The following is an 18,178-nucleotide window of genomic DNA, read 5'->3' on the forward strand; positions in this document are numbered from 1 at the left end:
CAGCCGAGTCGTACTCAACGTGGGACGTGTTGATGGTGATACCACGCGCCTTCTCTTCAGGTGCGTTGTCGATCTGCGAGAAATCACGCGCAGAACCGCCCCAGGTCTCAGCGCAAACCTTGGTCAGCGCTGCGGTCAGAGTGGTTTTACCGTGGTCAACGTGACCGATAGTGCCTACGTTGACGTGCGGTTTGTTACGTTCGAATTTCTCTTTTGCCATCTTTTCGGCCCCCATCAATGTACTGAACGAGTTCGCGACCATTAAAACAAAGGCAGATATCTACATATCTGCCTTGCTCGAGAATGGAGCTCATGAGCGGATTTGAACCGCTGACCTCACCCTTACCAAGGGTGTGCTCTACCAACTGAGCTACATGAGCCAAACGTAATGCCAGAACAACATCAAAGCTGGAGCGGGTAGCGGGAATCGAACCCGCATCATCAGCTTGGAAGGCTGAGGTTCTACCACTGAACTATACCCGCGGAGCCCGGTAGCTCTCGCTAGAAACTGGTGGAGGGATCCCTCCAAAAGGAGGCGGCATTCTCATTTCATGCCACCCTACTGTCAAGCGTTTTCTTAATTAAAACTTAAGGTTAGCTATGTCGACAGTGCTTCTTCCTGGTCACGCATCGCGCACCCTGTCTGAAAGCGGGCGCCATCTTATTCGAAGGTTTAGGGAGATGCAAGGCTCTCGCACGCTTCGAGTCGGTGCTGAAGGCCGGGGAAGTCTTTGCTCAACTGCTCCAGGACCTGAGGCCCGATTAGACGACGCTCATCCGGCAGGATTCTGACCCAGTAAGACGTGCGCGCCCGCGGTAGCTCGCGCATCGCAGGGTCATACCCCGCCGCACGTATCTTGTCTCGCGCCGCCTGCGCGACGCTTTCGCGCGCGAACATACCCAGGGAAATGCCATTGGTAAGATCCCCCTCGCCAATGAGATACCCTTCGATCTGACGCGCCTGCAGCTCTCGCAGTTGACGCAACGAGGCCTCCCGCGACGCCAATGGCGGTAGATAAAGCCAAAAATCGGTGTCGGATGCGACGGACTCTTCCCGTATATCGCCTTGGGCACCCAGACTTAGTACACGCTGACGCAGCTGGTCAGCCAAGTCCTGCTGTGCGGCGCCGCCAATGAACAGGCAGGTTTCCGGCTCTGCCCTGGAAGCTCCCGCCACCGCAGGTGCAAGCCGCTCGGACGCTTCACTCAACAATTGTATGTTGTGCTTTTCGGCCGCTTTCAGCGCCGAGTACTCCGCAGGCCTTGGCTCAGAAGCGACGCCCTGCAAATGCCAGACGTAATAGAAAAGGTTGAGCACCACCAGCAGCATGAATAGCCAGCGCATTAGGAACGACCAGGCTGGGGGCAGGCGATTGCCAGCCCTTGGAAGACCAGGTCCGGCACGATATGAGCGTTGTTGATGGCTTCGCTCGCAAGCACTGCGTCACCGCCGGTCAAGAACACATCCATCTCCATCCCTATGAACTCCGCCGCCATGGCGACCTGCGTTGCGACGAAGCTACGCATCATCAATGCGCACCCCCGCTCGACGGCTTCCACGGTAGATCGCCCGGGTTCGAGAAGTGTTAGAGCCTTCTCTGCGGACGCCATGTCATAGCGAATTCTTCGGGTGTGCGTCCGCAACTGATCACGCATCAGCGGCACGCCTGGGCAGATATACCCCCCCAGATGCCGGCCCTCGCGAGAGACGAGGTCGCACGTGACAGCGGTCCCTAGGTCCAGGACGATGCACGCCCTTTTGGACAGAGAATACGCCGCAACGATGGCCATCCAGCGATCCAGACCCAGCCGTTGATAGTCATCGTACCCGTTGGTTACACCCGCCAAGGACGTAGACGGTTTGGCGACGGCCACAGGAATAGCGAAATCGTTACCGATCGACATCGATAACTGTTGGGTTTCCTCTTCGCTGCGCACGCTGACGAATCGGCAAAACGATAGCTGGAGCGATTCCATCGCATGCAGCTCTTCCAACAAGCGATCAGGCGTATCGACCGCTCCGCCGCCCATGCTCGCGCACGTCTTCTCGCAAAGCACACGCCATTTGATCAGGCTGTTACCGCAGTCCATTTCCAGGATCATGAATCGAGCCTCAAGCTAAGCTCACCGCCACTGTAGCTGCGTTCGCCATCGGGCCCCATCAAACGCAGCGCACCGCGATCGTCGACGCCAAGGGCGACGCCAGACATTTTCGAATTTCCTGCCAATAACGCCACAGCCTCGCCGCGCCAGGCGTGCGCGTTTTCCCAGCGAGACCTCAACGCACGGAAACCACCCTGGCGATGCTCGGCAACGCACGCATGCAGCGATTCGGTCAGTCGAAGCACAAGCTCGGTCCGATCGAAGTCGCGGTGACAGGCATTGCTCAAGGACGTCCACGGCTGGTCGATCACATCCGCAGCCCGCATATTCACGTTGATGCCCACTCCAATGACGGCGCGACACACGTCCGCCGGGTCGCCGTGCAATTCGATCAGGATGCCGGCGACTTTGCGATTGGCGATCAAAAGATCGTTTGGCCATTTGAGCCCGAGCCCTTCGACGCCAAGCGATTGCAGCGCTTCGAGCACAGCCACACCGACCGTCAGGCTCAACCCATCAAGCGCTTCGAGCCCGGAGGTGAACTCCATCACGACGCTGTAATAGATGTTCTGCCCAAACGGGCTTATCCACTGGCGTCCACGCCGTCCTTTACCGGCAGATTGTTGCTCGGCGATAACGGCAAATGGAGGGCGCGCGCCCGCAACCAGCCGGCGATAGACCTCGGTACTGGTGGAGTCCACGACATCCAGAACGTCGATGGGCCAGGCGCTTCTGCCCTGGCTCGCGGCCAATTGGTCACGATCGAGCAACCGCAGCGGCTGCGCTAGACGATAACCCTTGCCGGGGACAGCATGTACATCGAGACCGAAATCCGTCTTAAGTTGCTGCAACCGCTTCCAGACACCGCTGCGGCTAAGCCCGACATGCTCACCAAGCGCTTCGCCGGAGTGAAAGGCGCCGTCGCTGAGCCGCGTCAAAAGTCTATTCATACGAAGGGGGGTCGCCGTACATGAACGGCGCATCATATCGGCGCCCCGATCAGAAGCAAAGCCAGCTAACCTCGTCACCCACGATACGGTGAGCGAGCGGCCGTACGGTAACGGTCAGGACGACGACAGCTTCATCAAGACTAAACCACTGATAATCAACACCGCGGCCGCGATCCGCATTGGATTAGCAGCTTCCCCCAGCACTGCAATGCCGACGACGAAGGCGCCTACCGCACCGATACCGGTCCAAATCGTATAGGCGGTCCCAAGTGGCAGCGACTTCATCGAGATCGAGAGCAATGCGAAGCTTGCGATCATCACGAAGATCGTTATCACGGTCGGCCACAGCCGCGTGAACCCCTCTGACTGTTTCATCGAAAACGCCCAAACGACTTCCAACACGCCTGCACAAATCAAATACACCCACGCCATTGCGGCTATCTCCAAAAACAAACGGGCCGTCCCGTACGTGTTTGCCTTTTATGGCCGAGGTCGTCCTCGAAACGTCGTCACGCCTCAGGGCAGCGACCAGAAGCAGACGTTCTGCGCTCCAACAGCCGCACCCGCAGAAGGTCATACCCCCAATTGAAGGCTAGCGTATACGGCAAGAAGAACAGGATCAGCCCGATATCCAACACCAGTGCCGCCAGCAGGCTAATGGAAAGCCACCAAGCCGCCAGCGGGACGAGCAGGAAGATCAATCCAAGCTCGAACAGCACGGCATGCACCAGCCGCATCCCAAGCCCCCGCTGAAACTTGAGGCGTTGCTGAGCCGCGTCGAAGCCTGCATTGAATGCCATGTTCCAGAGCATCGCGATCACGGAAAACATGAGCGTAAGCAATCCAGCGTGAGCCAATGATTTTTCGGTAAACCACGCCAGTGCGGGCGCGCAGATCAAGACGGCGATGAGTTCGAACAGCGCCGCGTGGATCAGCCGCTCAGTAAAGGATCGTTGGATGACAGACAGCATCGTTTGCGTTCCAGCTCAGGAGTCGCGCTATATTCATCGGCATTCCCCTTGTTTACTAATTAGCTGCTATCGGAATAACCGATGAATGCATCCACCGAATCATTGAAAGCGTTCGCCCATGCCGCGTCCTCGGGTTCCTTCAGCGAGGCGGCACGAAAGCTGGGCAAAAGCCAGTCCACTATTAGCGAAGCCATCGCCCGCCTGGAACTCGATACCGGTGTCGAGCTTTTCCAGCGCCATACTCGGCGCTTGGTGCTGACCGACGCCGGCGCCAGCCTGCTTGACCATGCCGAAGCCATTCTTGCAGCCGTGGATCGCTTTAGCCGACAGGCCAACACCCTTTCGCGGGGCGAGGAAGCCCGACTCACCCTCGCCCTGTCGGACGCTTATCAACAAAACCAATACGAAGCGCGGCTAACGGAACTCGACGAGCGCTATCCACAGCTGGAGTTCGAATGCCTGATTGCCGAGCGGGTCGATGTCCTTGACCTGGTTCGCCAGGGTCGCGCGCACCTGGGGTTATTGGCAGCGCAGCACCGCTATCCTCCCGATATCGCCCATGCGCGCACACGTGAAAGTACCGAATTTGGCTTGTTCGTCAGCCGAACCCATGCCCTGACCGAAACACCTCGGGTCGACGACGCGACGCTCCAACGCTGGCGAGCGCTCCGACTCTCGAGCGTCGCCGCGAGCGAAGGTGGACATGACGATATGCCTGCAAGCGGAACGCAGTGCTGGGCCGCGCCAGATTATCTACTGCTACTTGAAATGGCTGCCCTTGGGTTCGGCTGGGCAGCGTTACCCAAACCACTGGTAAACGCCTATGGGCAAAACCGCCTTGCAGAGCTGACGGCCAATGGCTGGCCACGGCACGTGGCCGTGGATGTCGTCTGGTCTCGCCAGCGCGACCTGGGCCCCGCCGCCGCATGGCTGCTCGACCGTTTGCTGGCCTGAGCCGGCGAAGCTGCCTGGCAGACCGTCATGTGTGTGTGTCCAGTGCGCCACGCAAGCTTTACGACCGCCGGGTCACTCCGGATCGCGTATAGAACAAACCAATCCCGCTAATTCGCATACCTGGCGCGCCCCATGGAAAGGACATTCGATTGACTCATTCATGTCAAAAGATGTCAGTGTTCAGGGTTGGTCGGTTTTTACCGCCGTCCACTGCCCGTATCTTCTCGCCGCGTTTCTCAAGGAGCCCCACGTTGCTGGACCTTATCAGCACCCCGGAATTCTGGCTTGGCGTTGCCCAGATCATCGCGATCGACCTACTGCTGGGTGGCGACAATGCCGTTGTCATCGCGCTCGCCTGCCGACGCCTTCCCGACCATCAGCGCAACCGCGCCATCGTCATTGGTGCGCTTGGCGCTATCGTGCTGCGGCTGGCACTGATCTTCTTCGCCCTCGAACTGCTGGACTTGCCTTACCTCAGGCTCGTAGGGGGCGCCCTGTTGCTGTGGATCGGCATCAAACTCGTTCGTGACGATGGAGACGACAACGAAGACCTGAAGGCCAGTACCCACCTTTGGGGGGCGGTCAGAACCATCATCATCGCCGACGCGGTCATGAGCCTGGATAACGTGCTGGCGGTTGCCGCGGCCTCCCACGGTGAAATCGTGCTCGTCGCGATTGGCATCCTCATCAGTATCCCGCTCATCGTCTGGGGGAGTCGCCTGGTGCTGTGGCTGATGGATCGCTTCCCCATCATCGTCACGTTTGGCGGCGCACTGCTTGGCTGGATCGCGGGAGAGATGGCCGCGCACGACTTGGCGCTTCCAGAGATGCCGGGATGGATCCCCTATGCAGCCGGCACTACCGGCGCGGCGGTCGTCTTGCTGGCAGGGTTACTACTCAATGCGGCAGCACGAAAGCGCGCCGCGCGCTCGGCCTAGCGGGTGAACACGCGGGCGCCCGCTAGACGGGGATGCGCTGACGGGTTGCCGACATGCAACTCATCTCGCGCCCCCATCAGCGCCGTGACACCTTTATAGCGACGTCACGCCGCCTGCCGGAACTGCAACCGCATGCACGGCGATACCGTTACGCAACGGCTCACCGAGCGCGTCGAGCGACACCTCGAACGTATCGCCAGGCTCGGCTTTGATCCCATCGGCGAAAGACAGCGTCGCCGTGCCGAAGAAGTGCACGTGTACATCGCCCGGTCGCAAGAACTGCGCGTACTTGAAGTGGTGGTACTCGAGGTTCTCCAGCGTGTGACACATGTTGCTCTCGCCAGAAAGGAATTCTTTCTCCCAGAGCACCTCGCCATTACGAAGGATACGACTGGTGCCTGCCAGGTGCGCCGGCAATTCACCGATCAACAGTTCAGGCCCGAACGAGCAATAACGCAGCTTGGAATGAGCGAGGTAGAGGTAATTCTTGCGCTCGGTCACGTGGTCGGAAAACTCGTTTCCGAGGGCGAAACCTACCCGGTACGGTTTGCCGTCGTAGCCGATGACATAAAGCCCCGTCAGCTCCGGTTCCTCGCCAAAGTCTTCGGCGAAATCAGGGACCGGAAAGTCCTGACCCGGGCGGACGACGATGCTGCCGTCGCCCTTATAGAACCATTCTGGCTGCGCACCGGGCGTACCTGAAGACGGGCGACCGCCCTCCAGGCCCCAGCGGAAGATCTGCATGGTGTCGGTGACCTTTTCCTCGACCGCGACTTGCTGATGCATCTTGTCGCGCGTGGAAGCGCTGCCCAGATGGGTCAGCCCCGTGCCACTGACCAGGCAATGCGCCGCATCGTCGTGATCCAACGGCGCCAGCACGCGGTTGCTTTCGAGCAACTCGCGATAGACCGGGCCGGATTCGAGCCCCTGGGCGTCGATCTGCGCCAGTAGCCCCTTACCGCCGCGAATGGCGCTTAGCGCGAGTTCGCGCGTACTGGTCACGCCCTTCACTACCTGTACACGGTCGCCATCGACTACGCCCACGTGGCGCTGGCCATTTTCGTTCTCGAATTGAATCAGCCGCATGACATCGATCCTTATTGTTGTAAGTCGCGGGCTCCGCGAATCACAGCACTTTAAAAATCGTCCCGCCTGCTGCCTAATGAAAGCTTCTGATCTAGCGATAACCGTTACTTATCCCCATGGTCTCGCCACTCAACGCCATCGTTTCGCGACTCCGCCTGAAACACCTGCGCCTGCTGATTGCGCTCGATGAGCAGGGCTCGCTGCATCGCGCCGCTCAACAGATCGCCATCAGCCAGCCGGGCGCGACTAAAGCCCTGCACGACATCGAGACGGCGTTCGGTGCCAGCCTGTTCATCCGCAGCAGCCAAGGCCTGCAGGCCAACGACCTGGGTCGCTGCGTCATCCGTTATGCACGGTTGATCCACAGCGACCTGGCGCACCTGCGCGAAGAAATGGTCGGCATTCTCGAAGGCCAAGGAGGCCGGCTGTCCGTTGGCGTGATCATGGGTGCGGTACCGCTACTGATGCGCGCACTGACTCGCTTGCGTGACGTGCAACCGGCGTTGTCGGTGGAGGTCATCGAAGACACCAGCGCACGCCTGCTGACCCTGCTGGACGAGGGCCGGCTGGATCTTGCGATCTGCCGTAGCAGCGTCAGCCGCCGTCCCGACGCCTACGACTGCCTGACCTTGCACGATGAAACGGTGGATGTGGTGGCGCATCCCACGCATCCACTGGCCGGGAAAGACCAGGTCGATCTCGCTGAATTGGCCAGGCACCGCTGGGTGATCTACCCGACCAACATGCCGATGCGCCTGCTGCTGGAGCGCGAGCTTGCCGCCGCCGGCCTCGAATTCCCACGCTACCCCGTGGAAACGGCCTCCACCTTCGCCATGTTCAGCCTGTTGCAGGAAGACCCGTCATTGGTGGCGCTGATGCCAGCGGACGCCGCCGCCTTTGGTGAACGGTTCGGCATGCTCTCGCGTTTGCCACTGACGCTCGCCAGCCGTAACGAGCCCTATGGCGTGATCGTGCGCCATGGCATGGCCTTGTCCCCGCCCGCGCAGATGCTGTTGGACGAACTACGGCGGTGATGCCGGCCGTGGCATCACCACCTCTTGCGTTTCAGCGCGGGTTTAGCAAACCCCGCTCCGCCAGATTGCTCATCAACGCCCCGACGCCGAACGTCCACGGAGACACCGCACTGCTGTGGTTCACGCGGTTGCGCAAACTGCCCAACCACCGGTTGGAAATCCGCACCTCGTCATGAAGCTTGTGAGTGAACCCGCCACCGGGATGATCGCGGTCCTCCGTGGGTGCGAACAGCGTGCCCATGAACAGCAGGAACCCGTCGGGATATTGGTGGTTGGCGTTGATCGTTTGTGCGACGAGGTCCAACGGGTCGCGGCTGATCTGACTCATCGAGCTGCGCCCGGAAAGCACGAATCCCTCCTCACCCTCGACACGCAAGTCGACCTCGGCCTGGCGAACGTCGTCCAGAGTGAATCCCTCATCGAATAGCCGGATGAACGGGCCAAGGGCGCAAGAGCCATTATTGTCCTTGGCCTTGCTCAGCAGTAGTGCACTGCGCCCCTCGAAGTCGCGCAGGTTAACGTCGTTGCCAAGGGTGGCGCCAAGCACGTCGCCCTGCCCATTCACGACCAACACCACCTCAGGTTCTGGATTGTTCCATTCCGACTTGGGATGAATGCCAATCTCCATGCCAGTGCCGACGGCGGCGAGCACCGGCGCCTTGGTGAAGATCTCGGCATCCGGCCCGATACCGACCTCCAGATACTGGGACCAAAGGCCCTGCTCGATCAGCAACTGCTTCAGCCGTTCGGCACGCTCTGACCCAGGGCGCACGTCGCGCAGGTTATCACCGATGAGATCACGGACTTTCGCGCGTACGGCCTCTGCGCGTTGTGGATCGCCGCCCGATCGCTCCTCGATGACCCGCTCCACCATGCTCGATGCGAACGTCACACCTGCTGCCTTGATCACTTGTAGATCAGCCGGCGCCAGCGCACATGGCCGCGAGGGATCGCGCGTGCTACCACTGTTTTCCAGCAATGCCTCGACAGTGCATATCGGTTGCCCCGAATACGCGTTCAAACGCTGGACCAGCTCCGGTAGATCGAACAACGCGGCCAGCGTCGGTGCTAGCGGGGAAAGATCGACCACACCCTCTTCACGGAGCAGCACGGGCGAAGGGCCGCCTGGCGTACCGGGAATCCAGGCGCGTCCAACGAGAAGCCCGGCCAGGCCGTCTTCGGGAAGCGTGTTCTCCGGCGTCAACACAAGAGGTTTGGGCATCGTTTCTTATCCTTGTAATGATTTGTACGGCACAGGCGACATCTGCCGATGGAAGCGCAGCGGCCGTGGAGCGCATATTGAGGCTGTGCGACCATAGCCAGCCGCCACCGGCGCTTCCAATGACTATTCCTCAAGGGTTGATATGGATCCGTTATCGGACGAAGGACAGGATGTCGACGGTGGGCACCCACGCCGACCAGCACTGCACAATTGGTTGCGCCTGCGTCACCTATTGCTGATCGAGACGCTCGGTCGCACTGCGAACATGCACGCGGCCGCGCAGAGCATGGGCCTTAGCCAGCCGGCGGTGAGCAAGATGCTGCGGGACATCGAAGACTTGCTTGGCGTGGTGCTGTTCGAGCGCCGGCCGCGCGAATTAGCGCCCACCGAACTGGGTCGCGCGGTTATCGAATACGCCCAGCGCACCCTCAACGATAGCCAGCGCTTCGAGCGCGAGTTAGCGAACCTGCGCCGCGGCGGCTATGGCCAGCTGCGGGTCGGGGCAATCTTCGCCGCCACCGCCAATGCACTGCCCGAAGCCATTTTGCGGATCAAGCGCGAGCGGCCGTTGCTGGCGGTCGAGCTCGTCGAGCAGACCAGCGATCACCTGCTGGCGATGCTCGAACGCAAGGAACTTGACCTCGTGGTGGGCCGCTACACCGAGCCGGACCAGCAGCGCCGCTTCAGTTTCGAGCCGCTTTACCATGAGCCGTTTGTGCTGACCGCAGGTGCCGGCCATCCACTGGCCGAGCAACGCGCCGTGTCCGGCGATGCGCTACTGCGCTGGCCGTGGGTGTTGTACCCGAGCAATACCCCGCTGCGACGCATGCTCGAACACGCGTTCGCCGAAGCCGATATGGGCGTGCCGACCAATAGCCTGGAAACGACGTCGGTGCAGACGACGCTCAAGTTGCTCGAATGCAGCCAGGCCATCGCGCTGCTTCCGGAATCGATCATCCGAACCCACCTTGCCGAGGGTCGACTGTGCAAGCTGGATACGGCCCTCAACACGCCTACGCTGGGCTACGGGCTGCTGCTGCGCATTGGCGAGCCCACCTCTGCCAATGCACAGGCATTCGCTCGCATCCTGCGCGACGTGGCCCGGCTAGAAACGAGCAGCTAAAGAGCGCTTGTTCTTATTTGGCCCCCACTCGCGCAGCGTGCGGCCAGCACGCCTTCGCGCCTATGGCCCGCTCCTACAGCAGGAAGGGCTTCACTCACGCCAACCGCTGAAGCCAATAACCGCGCGTTATAGTCCGATGAGAAAGGCTCATTAGACACGCGCCTCGCCGTAGCCCATAAGTTCGACCACGCGCCCGGCCTCGTATGCCGACGTGACGGATCACTAACAATAATTTCAATAGGTGAAAACGATGAAGAATGACGACCGCAATGGCCGGCCTTTCCTCCTGCGCCCGTTCCGGGCCCTGCTACTCTCCGCGCTCTTCACCTCTCCCTTGGCACTGGCCGATTATCCCGAACGCCCCATTCAGCTGATCGTTCCCTGGGCTGCAGGCGGCGGGAGCGATGCAGCCGCGCGCGGTATCGCCACTGCGCTGGAGAAAGAACTGGGCACCACGGTAAACGTCGTCAACCGTCCTGGCGGCGGTGGCGTCGTCGGCCACACGGCCATGGCCAGCGCGCGTCCTGACGGCTATACGCTCGGCTTCATCACTGGTGAGCTGAACATGCTGCATTGGCAGGGCCTCACCAAGATCTCCCGCGAGGACTTCACGCCCCTCGCCATGACCAACTACGACTACCCTGGCGTGCAGATCGCCGCGGACGCGCCCTACAACGACGTGCAGTCGCTGCTGGCGGCCATCAAGGAAAAACCCAAAGGCACCTTCAGCGCATCTGGCACTGGCCTTGGCGGTATCTGGCACGTGGCGTTCGCCGGGCTGCTGCTGGACCAAGACATTCCGCCCGATCAGGTCCGCTGGATTCCCAGTCAAGGTGCAGCACCTGCCATGGTCGAGCTCGCTGCCGGCAACCTGGAGATCGTGCCGTCCTCCGTGCCCGAAGCACGCTCGATGATCGATGCCGGCAAAGCCAAGGGTCTGGCGGTCGTTTCGCCAGAACGCAATCCCGCGTTCCCGAACATTCCGACCATCAAGGAAACCATCGGCAGCGATTACTCGCTTGGGGAATGGCGCGGCGTCGCCGGACCCAAGGGCATGGACCCTGCTGTCGTCGAAAAACTCGGCAAGGCGCTCGAAGCGGCCTACAAAAGCGACACGTACCAGGACTTCATGAAGAAGCAGGGCTTCGGTGTTGAGTGGCGTAATCCCACCGAGTTCAAGACGTTCCTCGCGGAAAACGACGAGTACATGGGCGGCATCATCGAGAAGATCGGCCTGAAGAAGTAACGCATGGGGCGCCGTGCTGCCACCGGCCAAATGCCGCTGCAGGACGGCGTCTTTGCACCCTTCAACCGAGGGTCTGTTGATGCTTTGTCGCGCGTGTGGCTGCGAACGAGACGTCATCAGCCCCTAAGGAGCTTCGTCATGAAGGACCTGATCCTCGGACTACTCTTCGCCGTGCTGGGCATCGCCGTCATCGTCATGGCGCGTTCGTTCAGCACCATCGACGGCCTGCAATATGGCGCCGACCTTTTTCCGACCTTAATCGGCACCGGCATGCTCGCGGGCGGCGTATTGCTCGCCTTGAGTGGCGTACGCCAAATGAATAGAGCCCGCGCTGCGGGCGAAATAGCGGCCCAATTGCCAAGGCCTAGCTGGACCGTTGTGCTCCCTGTCGTCGCCGTGATCGGCTACATCCTTTTGGCCGACACGCTCGGCACGGGACTGACGCTCGCGTTAGCCATGTTCATGCTGTTCTGCTCGCGCGGTGTTCGCTTGCTGCCGGCCATCCTGACCTCCGTCATCGCAGCTGCCATCGTCACCTTCGCGTTCACCCGACTCCTGTCCGTGCCGCTACCACTCGGCCCATGGGGCTTCTGAGGAATTAGCCATGTCCGAACTCATCGATGGCATGTTGCTGGTGTTCAACTTGCAGACGATGCTCGTCATTGTCGTAGCCGCACTGTTCGGCGTTTTCGTCGGCGCGATCCCCGGGCTCTCCGCGACCATGGCTGTCGCCCTGCTCGTGCCCGTCACCTTCTACATGGAACCGACCGCCGCCATCGCCGCGATCATTACCACGGCCGCCATGGCCATCTTCGCCGGCGACATCCCCGGGGCCTACCTGAACATTCCAGGCACACCTGCGTCAGCGGCGTACGTCTCGGATGCCAGTGCGCTCGGTCGCATGGGCCGCGTGCGTGAATGCTTGGGCACCAACCTCATCTGTTCGGTCATCGGCGGCCTGGCCGGCACCTTGGTGCTGATCATGGTCGCCCCCTCGCTGGCGGAGTTCGCTCTGAACTTCAGCTCCTTCGAATACTTTTGGCTTGCCGTTCTCGGCCTAAGCAGCGCGGTGTTCATTGCGCCCGGCTCCCCGGTAAAAGGCTTCCTTTCCTTGATGGTAGGCCTGTTGCTGGCGACCGTGGGCCTGGACATGGTGACCGGCAGCCCACGTTTCACCTTCGACGTGCCCGACCTCATGGGCGGCATCAACTTCATTCCGGTGATGATCGGCTGCTTTGCCCTCAACGAAGTAATGAAACTGTACGCCAGCCGCGAATCCGCCTCTGCGGCAGCCAAGGGCGACAGCGCCGAACGCCATCCGCAAACCGGGACGGTCTTCGGCAAGGTCCCAGGCAACCTACGCAAGCATTGGCGTAACGTCACGCGAGGCAGTGTGCTGGGTACCCTGATCGGCGCACTTCCCGGCGCCGGTGCGGACATTGCAGCCTGGATCTCCTACGCGGTCAGCAAGAAGCGCTCGAAGACGCCTGAGGCCTATGGCAAGGGCCACCTCGAAGGCATCGTCGATGCGAGTTCGGCCAACAACGCCGGCATTTGCGGCGCTTGGGTCCCAGCCCTGGTGTTCGGCATTCCGGGGGACTCGATCACCGCGATCGTCATCGGCGTGCTATACATGAAGGGCATGAACCCCGGGCCGACGATCTTCATAGACAACGCCGAAATGGCCTACGGCCTGTTCACGGCGTTCTTCGTTGCCAACCTGATCCTGATCCCCATCGGTTACCTGGCGATCCGCAGCGCCCATATCTTCGCCGTTACCCCGGCCAAGGTCCTGATGCCAATCATCCTGGCGTTCTGCATCGTCGGCGCGTTCGCCATCAACAACTCGCTGACCGACGTGTGGATCATGCTGGCCTGTGGCGTGGCGGCGTACCTGTTGGCCAGCTCCGACTTTCCGATCGCCCCCGCGATCCTGGGGCTCGTGCTGGGCAACATCCTGGAAAACAACTTCATGACCTCGATGATCAAGTCCAACGGCAACTTGCTTGCGTTCTTCGAGCGCCCCATTAGTGCGGGCCTGGGCGCGCTGGTCGCCTTGATCGTGCTGTTCCCCCTGTTCACCAAAGCCTGGCTCAAATACCGCAAGCGGCCGGCCCTGCAATCCGCGCCTCAAGGAGGTCGATAATGTCCGCCGTCGATGCAAAGGCCCTTCACGGCCTGATCCAGCAATTGTTTGAAAGGCACGGAGCCAGCGATAAGGTCGCCTCGACCGTCGCCCGCGTGCTACTCGAAGGCGACCTGCTCGGTCATCACACCCATGGCGTGAAACTGGCGCAGGGCTATCTCAAGGACATTCGCGCCGGGCATGCGCGGGTCGATCCAGCGGCGCTGGAAACAGTTCGGCAGACGCCAGTGGCCGCGCAATACGATGCGAACTACCTGCTAGGGCCGTACTGCGTCGAGCATGCTCTGGCATTCGCGGCTAATGCGGCAAAGACGTTCGGCATTGGTATCGCCAACATCCGCCGCTCGCATCACATTGCGTGTCTCGCCGCTTATCTGCAGCCAGTGACCAAGCATGGCCTCATGCCGATCATCTACACCTCCGACCCCGCGGTTGCGTCAGTCGCGCCATTCGGCGGGCTGGACCCGGTGTACACACCCAACCCACTGGCGATCGGCATTCCAACCAGCCAACAGCCCATCCTTATCGACGTGAGCATGTCCAACATCACCAATGGCCTGGTGAACAAGACACGCGCCGCAGGCGAGCAGTTGGAACATGCCACTCTGCTCGATAACAAAGGCCAGCTCAGCCGTGACCCGGAAGCCTTCTTCACCGACCCTCCGGGCAGCATCCTGCCTCTGGGCGGCTTGGAGTTTGGCCACAAAGGGTTTGCCCTCGGCACCATGGTCGAGGCGTTGACGGCCGGGCTCGGTGGCTTTGGCCGCCGGGATCAGCCAGAAGGCTGGGGGGCGGCCGTCTGCGTCATGGTGCTCGACCCCGAGCATTTCGGCGGTCTGCAAGCATTCGAAGGCGAAATGGATCACTTCGTCTCTCGGTGCCGCTCAAGCCGGGAACGCATCTCAGGGCAACCGGTACGCTTACCCGGACACGCCGGTCTGGCACGACGAGAGCGCTATCTGACCGAAGGGATTCCACTGCCGGCGGACGTACTCGCGGCAGTACGGAGCGCAGCGGCGGACGGTGGACTGGATTGCCCGTTCTAGAGGCTGCTTGATGGTTAGCGTCCCTTCCGATCGTGTCGGACCGGGCTTTGCTCAGCGGTAGTCTCGTAGGGCAGGTGAAACCCGCGTGGCCGCAGAAAGCCGCGGGTTGCACCCGCCCTACAAAATTATATGCAGGACACCGTATTGGTAGCTTTTTGGAACGCCCTTTAGAAGCTGATCGAGCGGTGCTCAGTCGTAGCCACCAGCAGCGGAACAGTAAAACGACACTGCCCTTGGGACTGCTTCGCGGGCATGGCCCGCTCCCACAGCGGTGAAATGCTGAAGCAGATGGCAGCTTCACCCCAAGGCTTGCTGCGCGCGTGCCCGCCAGAGCGGATCATGGATCAGTTCTGGCCGTAGTTCGTCGAGACCAGAGCAACCCAACAGGCCAACGGTACGGTCCAGCTCGACGCGCAAGATGTCGATCGCATGGCTCGCGCCGGGGCCTTTACCAGCGGCGAGACCGTAGAGCCCGGCTCGGCCAATGGATACGCCATCAGCGCCAAGCAACAAGGCCTTGGCAATGTCGCTGCCGCGGCGGAAGCCGCCATCGAGGAATACCTGCATATGCCCGCGCGCACGCTGCACGACCTCTGGCAGGGTGTCCATCGCGGAAACGGCACCATCGAGCTGGCGCCCGCCATGGTTCGATAACACGAGCCCGTCGACGCCGTACTTGAGCGCGATCTCTGCATCTGCGGGATGCATCAGCCCTTTGACGATCAGCTTGCCCTTCCAGATATCCCGAAGCCAGGCGATGTCGGCCCAAGCGAGGGTCGGATCGAGCTCGGCCGCCAAGGCGCTGGCCGCGCCCTTCACACTGTCCTGCCCGGGCGGGAGCAGATCACCCATGTTCTTGAAACGGGGCACGCCATGGGGCACCAGCACGTCCCACATCCACTCGGGATGCAGCGCGGTATCGAGCCGGTTTCGCCAGTCCAGTTTCAGGGGCCGCACGTAATTGCGGCGGTCCCATTCCCGATTGCCGAAGATCGCGCTGTCGGTGGTCACCATGATGGCTTCCAGCCCCAGCCGACTGACGCGCTCGACAAGCTTCGCCACATGCTCACGGGTGCGATAGAGGTAGATCTGCATCCATGCCCGCACGCCTTCGACGGCGGCGATGTCCTCGATGGACACGGTGGATGCGTTGCTCAATACGAACGGAATACCGGCTTGCGCGGCCGCCTCCGCCAGGTGCAAATCCCCTTGATGCGTCAGCAGTCCGTTGAACCCGGTGGGCCCGATCATGAACGGCAGCTTCGATTCGACACCCAGAAAATCGCGCCTCAGATCCCGCGCGCCGACTGCACGCAGCGTGCGCGGCTGCAAGGTGATGGACTCGAAAACACTGCGATTGCGGCGCAATGTGACTTCATCATCAGCGCCACCCTCGACGTACTCGAAGGAGAAATTGGGCAGCCTGCGCCGGGCCATTTCGCGTAGCTCGTCTATATTCTGCGCGCGCCGGTAGTCGCGACCGGGGTACAGCCGTCTCTTCATGTTTTTTCGCTCGAAAGAAGCGGCGGCCGAAAGCCGCCGCCGAATCAGTCCTGACGCGCCCAGGCGACGACGCGCTGACGCTGCTCACCGAGGCCGGCGATAGACAGGCGCATCTCGTCACCCGCCGCCAGAAAACGCGGTGGTTGCATGCCGGCGCCTACGCCTGGAGGCGTGCCCGTACAAATCAGATCGCCCGGCTCCAGCGTAATGAAACCGCTGATGTAGCTGACGATCTCCTCCACGCCGAAGATCATGGTGCGGGTGCTTCCCTGCTGGCAGGTCTCACCGTTCACCGACAGGTTGAGCGCCAAATCACGCAGGTCACTGATCTCATCGGGTGTCACCAACCAGGGGCCGATCGGTGCGAAGGTATCGCACCCCTTACCCTTGTCCCAGGTGCCGCCACGTTCGAGTTGGAAGGCACGTTCGGACACATCGTTGACGATGCAGTAACCCGCCACATGCTCCAGTGCATGCGCCTGCTCGACATAGCGCGCCCGCTTGCCGATCACGATGCCCAGCTCCACTTCCCAATCGGTTTTCTCCGAGCCGCGTGGCAGCATCACATCATCGAAGGGGCCGTTGATCGCACTGATCGCCTTGGTGAACAGCACTGGCTCGGTCGGTACGGGTAGGCCGGACTCCTTGGCATGGTCGGCATAGTTCAGACCAACGCAGATGATCTTGCCGATACCGCCCCATGGCGTGCCCAACCGCGGCTCGCCGTCCACCCTTGGCAGGCGCTCGACATCCAGCGCCGCCAGCTCAGCCAAACGATTCGCGGACAGGGTGTCGCCGGTGATGTCCGCCAGGTGTGCGGACAGATCGCGCATCCCACCGCCTGCATCGACGAGCCCTGGTTTCTCTTGCCCCTTGGGGCCGTAGCGCAGCAGCTTCATGGTTTTTTCTCCGCCGCGCGAACACGCACACCGTTGATCTCACCAAGCACATCGAACAGATGCGGCACGTATTTCTCGCCGTGCCCCAGGCTTTTCGCCAGGAGGAAGGTCTGGTAGACCGACTCGGCCACGATGCCAGTGGACGGTGAGCTTTTCGCCAATTGCGTGTAGTAGCGCATGTCTTTCTCACAGTTCGCGATGGCGAAGCGCTGCCCTGAGTCGTCACCCGACAACACGAACGGAATGATCCGATCGAAGGTGCGGCTATGGCCGCCGCTTAAACTGCAAATGTCGGCGAATGCAGCCAGGTCGATGCCGTTCTTCGCCGCCGCCGTGAAGGCTTCGGCCAGGACCGCCGCGTTGCCCTGGGCGATGAAATTGTGGATGACCTTGGCTTTATGGCCCGAGCCGACCGGCCCTAGGTGATGCAGGGTTTCAGAAAAGCTTTCGAGCAGCGGACGCACTTTTTCCAACAGCGCGGCATCTCCGCCCGCCAAGACGTTCAGACGCCCTTCCGCGGCTTCCTTCGGGCGTGCGATTGACCGGCGTATCGAGGTAGCCCGCACCGGTCGATACCACTGCAGCGGCAATCCCTTCGGTCAAACTCGGGTCGCCCGTGCTGCAATCCACCACGATCTTGCCCGCACCAAGCCCGGCGAGCAGTCCCGCCTCGCCCGCCATGACCTGCTGCACTTCCTTGGAACCTGGCAAGCACAGCAGTACGACGTCCACCTCACGCGCCAGTGCGGCGGCCGACGTCGACTCGTGGGCGCCCTCGCCCACCAGCGCATCGACGGGTTCACGGTTGCGGTTGGCCACGACATGCAAGCGATATCCCTTGCGCAGGATATGCCCAGCCATGGCCCGCCCCATCAAGCCCAAACCAATGAAACCGACATTCAAATCAGACATGGAATCCTCCTGGCTGTCGGGGTGCGGCTGACGCTTGCCAACCGC

General features: G+C 61.3%; 20 protein-coding genes and 2 tRNA genes. 8 read left to right on the plus strand and 14 right to left on the minus strand.

Annotation, left to right across the window (positions count from 1 at the left end; translation table 11 throughout):
* From IEY47_RS16025 to IEY47_RS16060, 8 genes are all read right to left on the minus strand, one after another.
* Positions 1-220: GTP-binding protein (locus tag IEY47_RS16025; RefSeq protein WP_229779486.1), on the minus strand; the 220-nt coding region annotated here is incomplete at its 3' end.
* An 84-nt stretch (positions 221-304) separates the two neighbouring features.
* A tRNA-Thr gene (locus IEY47_RS16030) sits at positions 305-380 on the minus strand.
* Positions 381-409: 29 nt separating this feature from the next.
* Positions 410-483 (minus strand) — tRNA-Gly (locus tag IEY47_RS16035).
* A 190-nt stretch (positions 484-673) separates the two neighbouring features.
* On the minus strand, positions 674-1,345 hold the full coding sequence (locus IEY47_RS16040) for an SPOR domain-containing protein (RefSeq protein ID WP_188984483.1): 672 nt from the start codon (positions 1,343-1,345) through the stop codon (positions 674-676).
* Positions 1,345-2,103, minus strand: a complete 759-nt coding sequence (locus IEY47_RS16045; RefSeq protein ID WP_188984485.1) for a type III pantothenate kinase — start codon at positions 2,101-2,103, stop codon at positions 1,345-1,347. Before IEY47_RS16045 ends, IEY47_RS16040 begins: the two co-directional genes overlap by 1 nt.
* Positions 2,100-3,053 carry a bifunctional biotin--[acetyl-CoA-carboxylase] ligase/biotin operon repressor BirA gene (gene birA / locus IEY47_RS16050; protein WP_188984487.1) on the minus strand — a complete coding sequence of 318 codons (954 nt, stop codon included), beginning with the start codon at positions 3,051-3,053 and terminating at the stop codon, positions 2,100-2,102. Before birA ends, IEY47_RS16045 begins: the two co-directional genes overlap by 4 nt.
* 114 nt (positions 3,054-3,167) lie before the next feature.
* On the minus strand, positions 3,168-3,485 hold the full coding sequence (locus IEY47_RS16055) for a DMT family transporter (RefSeq protein WP_188984489.1): 318 nt from the start codon (positions 3,483-3,485) through the stop codon (positions 3,168-3,170).
* A 77-nt stretch (positions 3,486-3,562) separates the two neighbouring features.
* Entirely contained in the window at positions 3,563-4,024 is a 462-nt protein-coding gene (locus tag IEY47_RS16060) for a multidrug/biocide efflux PACE transporter (RefSeq protein ID WP_188984491.1), read from the minus strand.
* An 81-nt stretch (positions 4,025-4,105) separates the two neighbouring features.
* Here IEY47_RS16060 and IEY47_RS16065 point away from each other — a divergent pair, with 81 nt between their 5' ends.
* The gene (locus IEY47_RS16065; protein WP_188984493.1) at positions 4,106-4,978 is read left to right on the plus strand and encodes a LysR family transcriptional regulator; all 873 of its coding nucleotides are present in this window, start codon (positions 4,106-4,108) and stop codon (positions 4,976-4,978) included.
* A gap of 251 nt (positions 4,979-5,229) precedes the next feature.
* Positions 5,230-5,916: a TerC family protein gene (locus tag IEY47_RS16070; RefSeq protein WP_188984495.1), complete on the plus strand. Its 687-nt coding sequence runs from the start codon at positions 5,230-5,232 to the stop codon at positions 5,914-5,916.
* A 93-nt stretch (positions 5,917-6,009) separates the two neighbouring features.
* On the opposite strand, the gene araD1 is transcribed toward IEY47_RS16070, so the two are convergent.
* The gene (araD1, locus tag IEY47_RS16075) at positions 6,010-7,002 is read right to left on the minus strand and encodes an AraD1 family protein (RefSeq protein ID WP_188984497.1); all 993 of its coding nucleotides are present in this window, start codon (positions 7,000-7,002) and stop codon (positions 6,010-6,012) included.
* 116 nt (positions 7,003-7,118) lie between these two features.
* Between araD1 and IEY47_RS16080 the strand changes: the two genes are divergently transcribed.
* Positions 7,119-8,036, plus strand: coding sequence for a LysR family transcriptional regulator (locus IEY47_RS16080; RefSeq protein WP_188984499.1), 918 nt, complete (start codon positions 7,119-7,121; stop codon positions 8,034-8,036).
* Between the two features lie 31 nt (positions 8,037-8,067).
* Here IEY47_RS16080 and IEY47_RS16085 read toward each other — a convergent pair whose 3' ends face one another.
* A complete protein-coding gene (locus IEY47_RS16085; protein WP_188984501.1) occupies positions 8,068-9,258 on the minus strand; it encodes a fumarylacetoacetate hydrolase family protein in 1,191 nt (396 codons plus the stop codon).
* Positions 9,259-9,400: 142 nt separating this feature from the next.
* Between IEY47_RS16085 and IEY47_RS16090 the strand changes: the two genes are divergently transcribed.
* From IEY47_RS16090 to IEY47_RS16110, 5 genes are all read left to right on the plus strand, one after another.
* Positions 9,401-10,381: a LysR substrate-binding domain-containing protein gene (locus tag IEY47_RS16090; RefSeq protein ID WP_188984503.1), complete on the plus strand. Its 981-nt coding sequence runs from the start codon at positions 9,401-9,403 to the stop codon at positions 10,379-10,381.
* Between the two features lie 250 nt (positions 10,382-10,631).
* Positions 10,632-11,627, plus strand: coding sequence for a tripartite tricarboxylate transporter substrate binding protein (locus IEY47_RS16095; RefSeq protein WP_188984505.1), 996 nt, complete (start codon positions 10,632-10,634; stop codon positions 11,625-11,627).
* A gap of 138 nt (positions 11,628-11,765) precedes the next feature.
* Complete coding sequence (locus tag IEY47_RS16100; RefSeq protein ID WP_188984506.1) at positions 11,766-12,221, plus strand: tripartite tricarboxylate transporter TctB family protein; 456 nt, start codon at positions 11,766-11,768, stop codon at positions 12,219-12,221.
* Positions 12,222-12,231: 10 nt separating this feature from the next.
* Positions 12,232-13,773 (plus strand): tripartite tricarboxylate transporter permease, encoded by a 1,542-nt coding sequence (locus tag IEY47_RS16105; RefSeq protein WP_188984508.1) that lies wholly within the window; start codon positions 12,232-12,234, stop codon positions 13,771-13,773.
* Complete coding sequence (locus IEY47_RS16110; RefSeq protein ID WP_188984510.1) at positions 13,773-14,819, plus strand: Ldh family oxidoreductase; 1,047 nt, start codon at positions 13,773-13,775, stop codon at positions 14,817-14,819. The genes IEY47_RS16105 and IEY47_RS16110 overlap by 1 nt, the downstream gene beginning before the upstream one ends.
* A gap of 297 nt (positions 14,820-15,116) precedes the next feature.
* Here the strand turns inward: IEY47_RS16110 and IEY47_RS16115 are convergent, their stop codons facing one another.
* The 4 genes from IEY47_RS16115 to IEY47_RS20555 are packed head-to-tail and all read right to left on the minus strand — an operon-like array spanning position 15,117 to position 18,133.
* Positions 15,117-16,322, minus strand: a complete 1,206-nt coding sequence (locus tag IEY47_RS16115; protein ID WP_188984512.1) for an alpha-hydroxy acid oxidase — start codon at positions 16,320-16,322, stop codon at positions 15,117-15,119.
* A gap of 44 nt (positions 16,323-16,366) precedes the next feature.
* On the minus strand, positions 16,367-17,221 hold the full coding sequence (locus tag IEY47_RS16120; protein WP_188984514.1) for a fumarylacetoacetate hydrolase family protein: 855 nt from the start codon (positions 17,219-17,221) through the stop codon (positions 16,367-16,369).
* Positions 17,218-17,685, minus strand: coding sequence for an NAD-binding protein (locus tag IEY47_RS20550; protein WP_229779501.1), 468 nt, complete (start codon positions 17,683-17,685; stop codon positions 17,218-17,220). Before IEY47_RS20550 ends, IEY47_RS16120 begins: the two co-directional genes overlap by 4 nt.
* Positions 17,657-18,133, minus strand: a complete 477-nt coding sequence (locus IEY47_RS20555) for an NAD(P)-dependent oxidoreductase (protein ID WP_229779491.1) — start codon at positions 18,131-18,133, stop codon at positions 17,657-17,659. Before IEY47_RS20555 ends, IEY47_RS20550 begins: the two co-directional genes overlap by 29 nt.
* Positions 18,134-18,178: the final 45 nt, after the last annotated feature.

This window comes from Pseudomonas matsuisoli (genome assembly GCF_014647635.1).
Lineage (GTDB): Bacteria > Pseudomonadota > Gammaproteobacteria > Pseudomonadales > Pseudomonadaceae > Pseudomonas_P > Pseudomonas_P matsuisoli.

Excerpts from the sequence above, each read along its gene's own strand:
- IEY47_RS16040 (WP_188984483.1), bottom strand. The coding sequence starts at position 1,345 with ATGCGCTGGCTATTCATGCTGCTGGTGGTGCTCAACCTTTTCTATTAC.
- IEY47_RS16045 (WP_188984485.1), bottom strand. The coding sequence starts at position 2,103 with ATGATCCTGGAAATGGACTGCGGTAACAGCCTGATCAAATGGCGTGTG.
- birA (WP_188984487.1), bottom strand. The coding sequence starts at position 3,053 with ATGAATAGACTTTTGACGCGGCTCAGCGACGGCGCCTTTCACTCCGGC.
- IEY47_RS16055 (WP_188984489.1), bottom strand. The coding sequence starts at position 3,485 with ATGGCGTGGGTGTATTTGATTTGTGCAGGCGTGTTGGAAGTCGTTTGG.
- IEY47_RS16060 (WP_188984491.1), bottom strand. The coding sequence starts at position 4,024 with ATGCTGTCTGTCATCCAACGATCCTTTACTGAGCGGCTGATCCACGCG.
- IEY47_RS16065 (WP_188984493.1), top strand. The coding sequence starts at position 4,106 with ATGAATGCATCCACCGAATCATTGAAAGCGTTCGCCCATGCCGCGTCC.
- araD1 (WP_188984497.1), bottom strand. The coding sequence starts at position 7,002 with ATGCGGCTGATTCAATTCGAGAACGAAAATGGCCAGCGCCACGTGGGC.
- IEY47_RS16080 (WP_188984499.1), top strand. The coding sequence starts at position 7,119 with ATGGTCTCGCCACTCAACGCCATCGTTTCGCGACTCCGCCTGAAACAC.
- IEY47_RS16085 (WP_188984501.1), bottom strand. The coding sequence starts at position 9,258 with ATGCCCAAACCTCTTGTGTTGACGCCGGAGAACACGCTTCCCGAAGAC.
- IEY47_RS16090 (WP_188984503.1), top strand. The coding sequence starts at position 9,401 with ATGGATCCGTTATCGGACGAAGGACAGGATGTCGACGGTGGGCACCCA.
- IEY47_RS16095 (WP_188984505.1), top strand. The coding sequence starts at position 10,632 with ATGAAGAATGACGACCGCAATGGCCGGCCTTTCCTCCTGCGCCCGTTC.
- IEY47_RS16100 (WP_188984506.1), top strand. The coding sequence starts at position 11,766 with ATGAAGGACCTGATCCTCGGACTACTCTTCGCCGTGCTGGGCATCGCC.
- IEY47_RS16105 (WP_188984508.1), top strand. The coding sequence starts at position 12,232 with ATGTCCGAACTCATCGATGGCATGTTGCTGGTGTTCAACTTGCAGACG.
- IEY47_RS16110 (WP_188984510.1), top strand. The coding sequence starts at position 13,773 with ATGTCCGCCGTCGATGCAAAGGCCCTTCACGGCCTGATCCAGCAATTG.
- IEY47_RS16115 (WP_188984512.1), bottom strand. The coding sequence starts at position 16,322 with ATGAAGAGACGGCTGTACCCCGGTCGCGACTACCGGCGCGCGCAGAAT.
- IEY47_RS16120 (WP_188984514.1), bottom strand. The coding sequence starts at position 17,221 with ATGAAGCTGCTGCGCTACGGCCCCAAGGGGCAAGAGAAACCAGGGCTC.
- IEY47_RS20555 (WP_229779491.1), bottom strand. The coding sequence starts at position 18,133 with ATGTCTGATTTGAATGTCGGTTTCATTGGTTTGGGCTTGATGGGGCGG.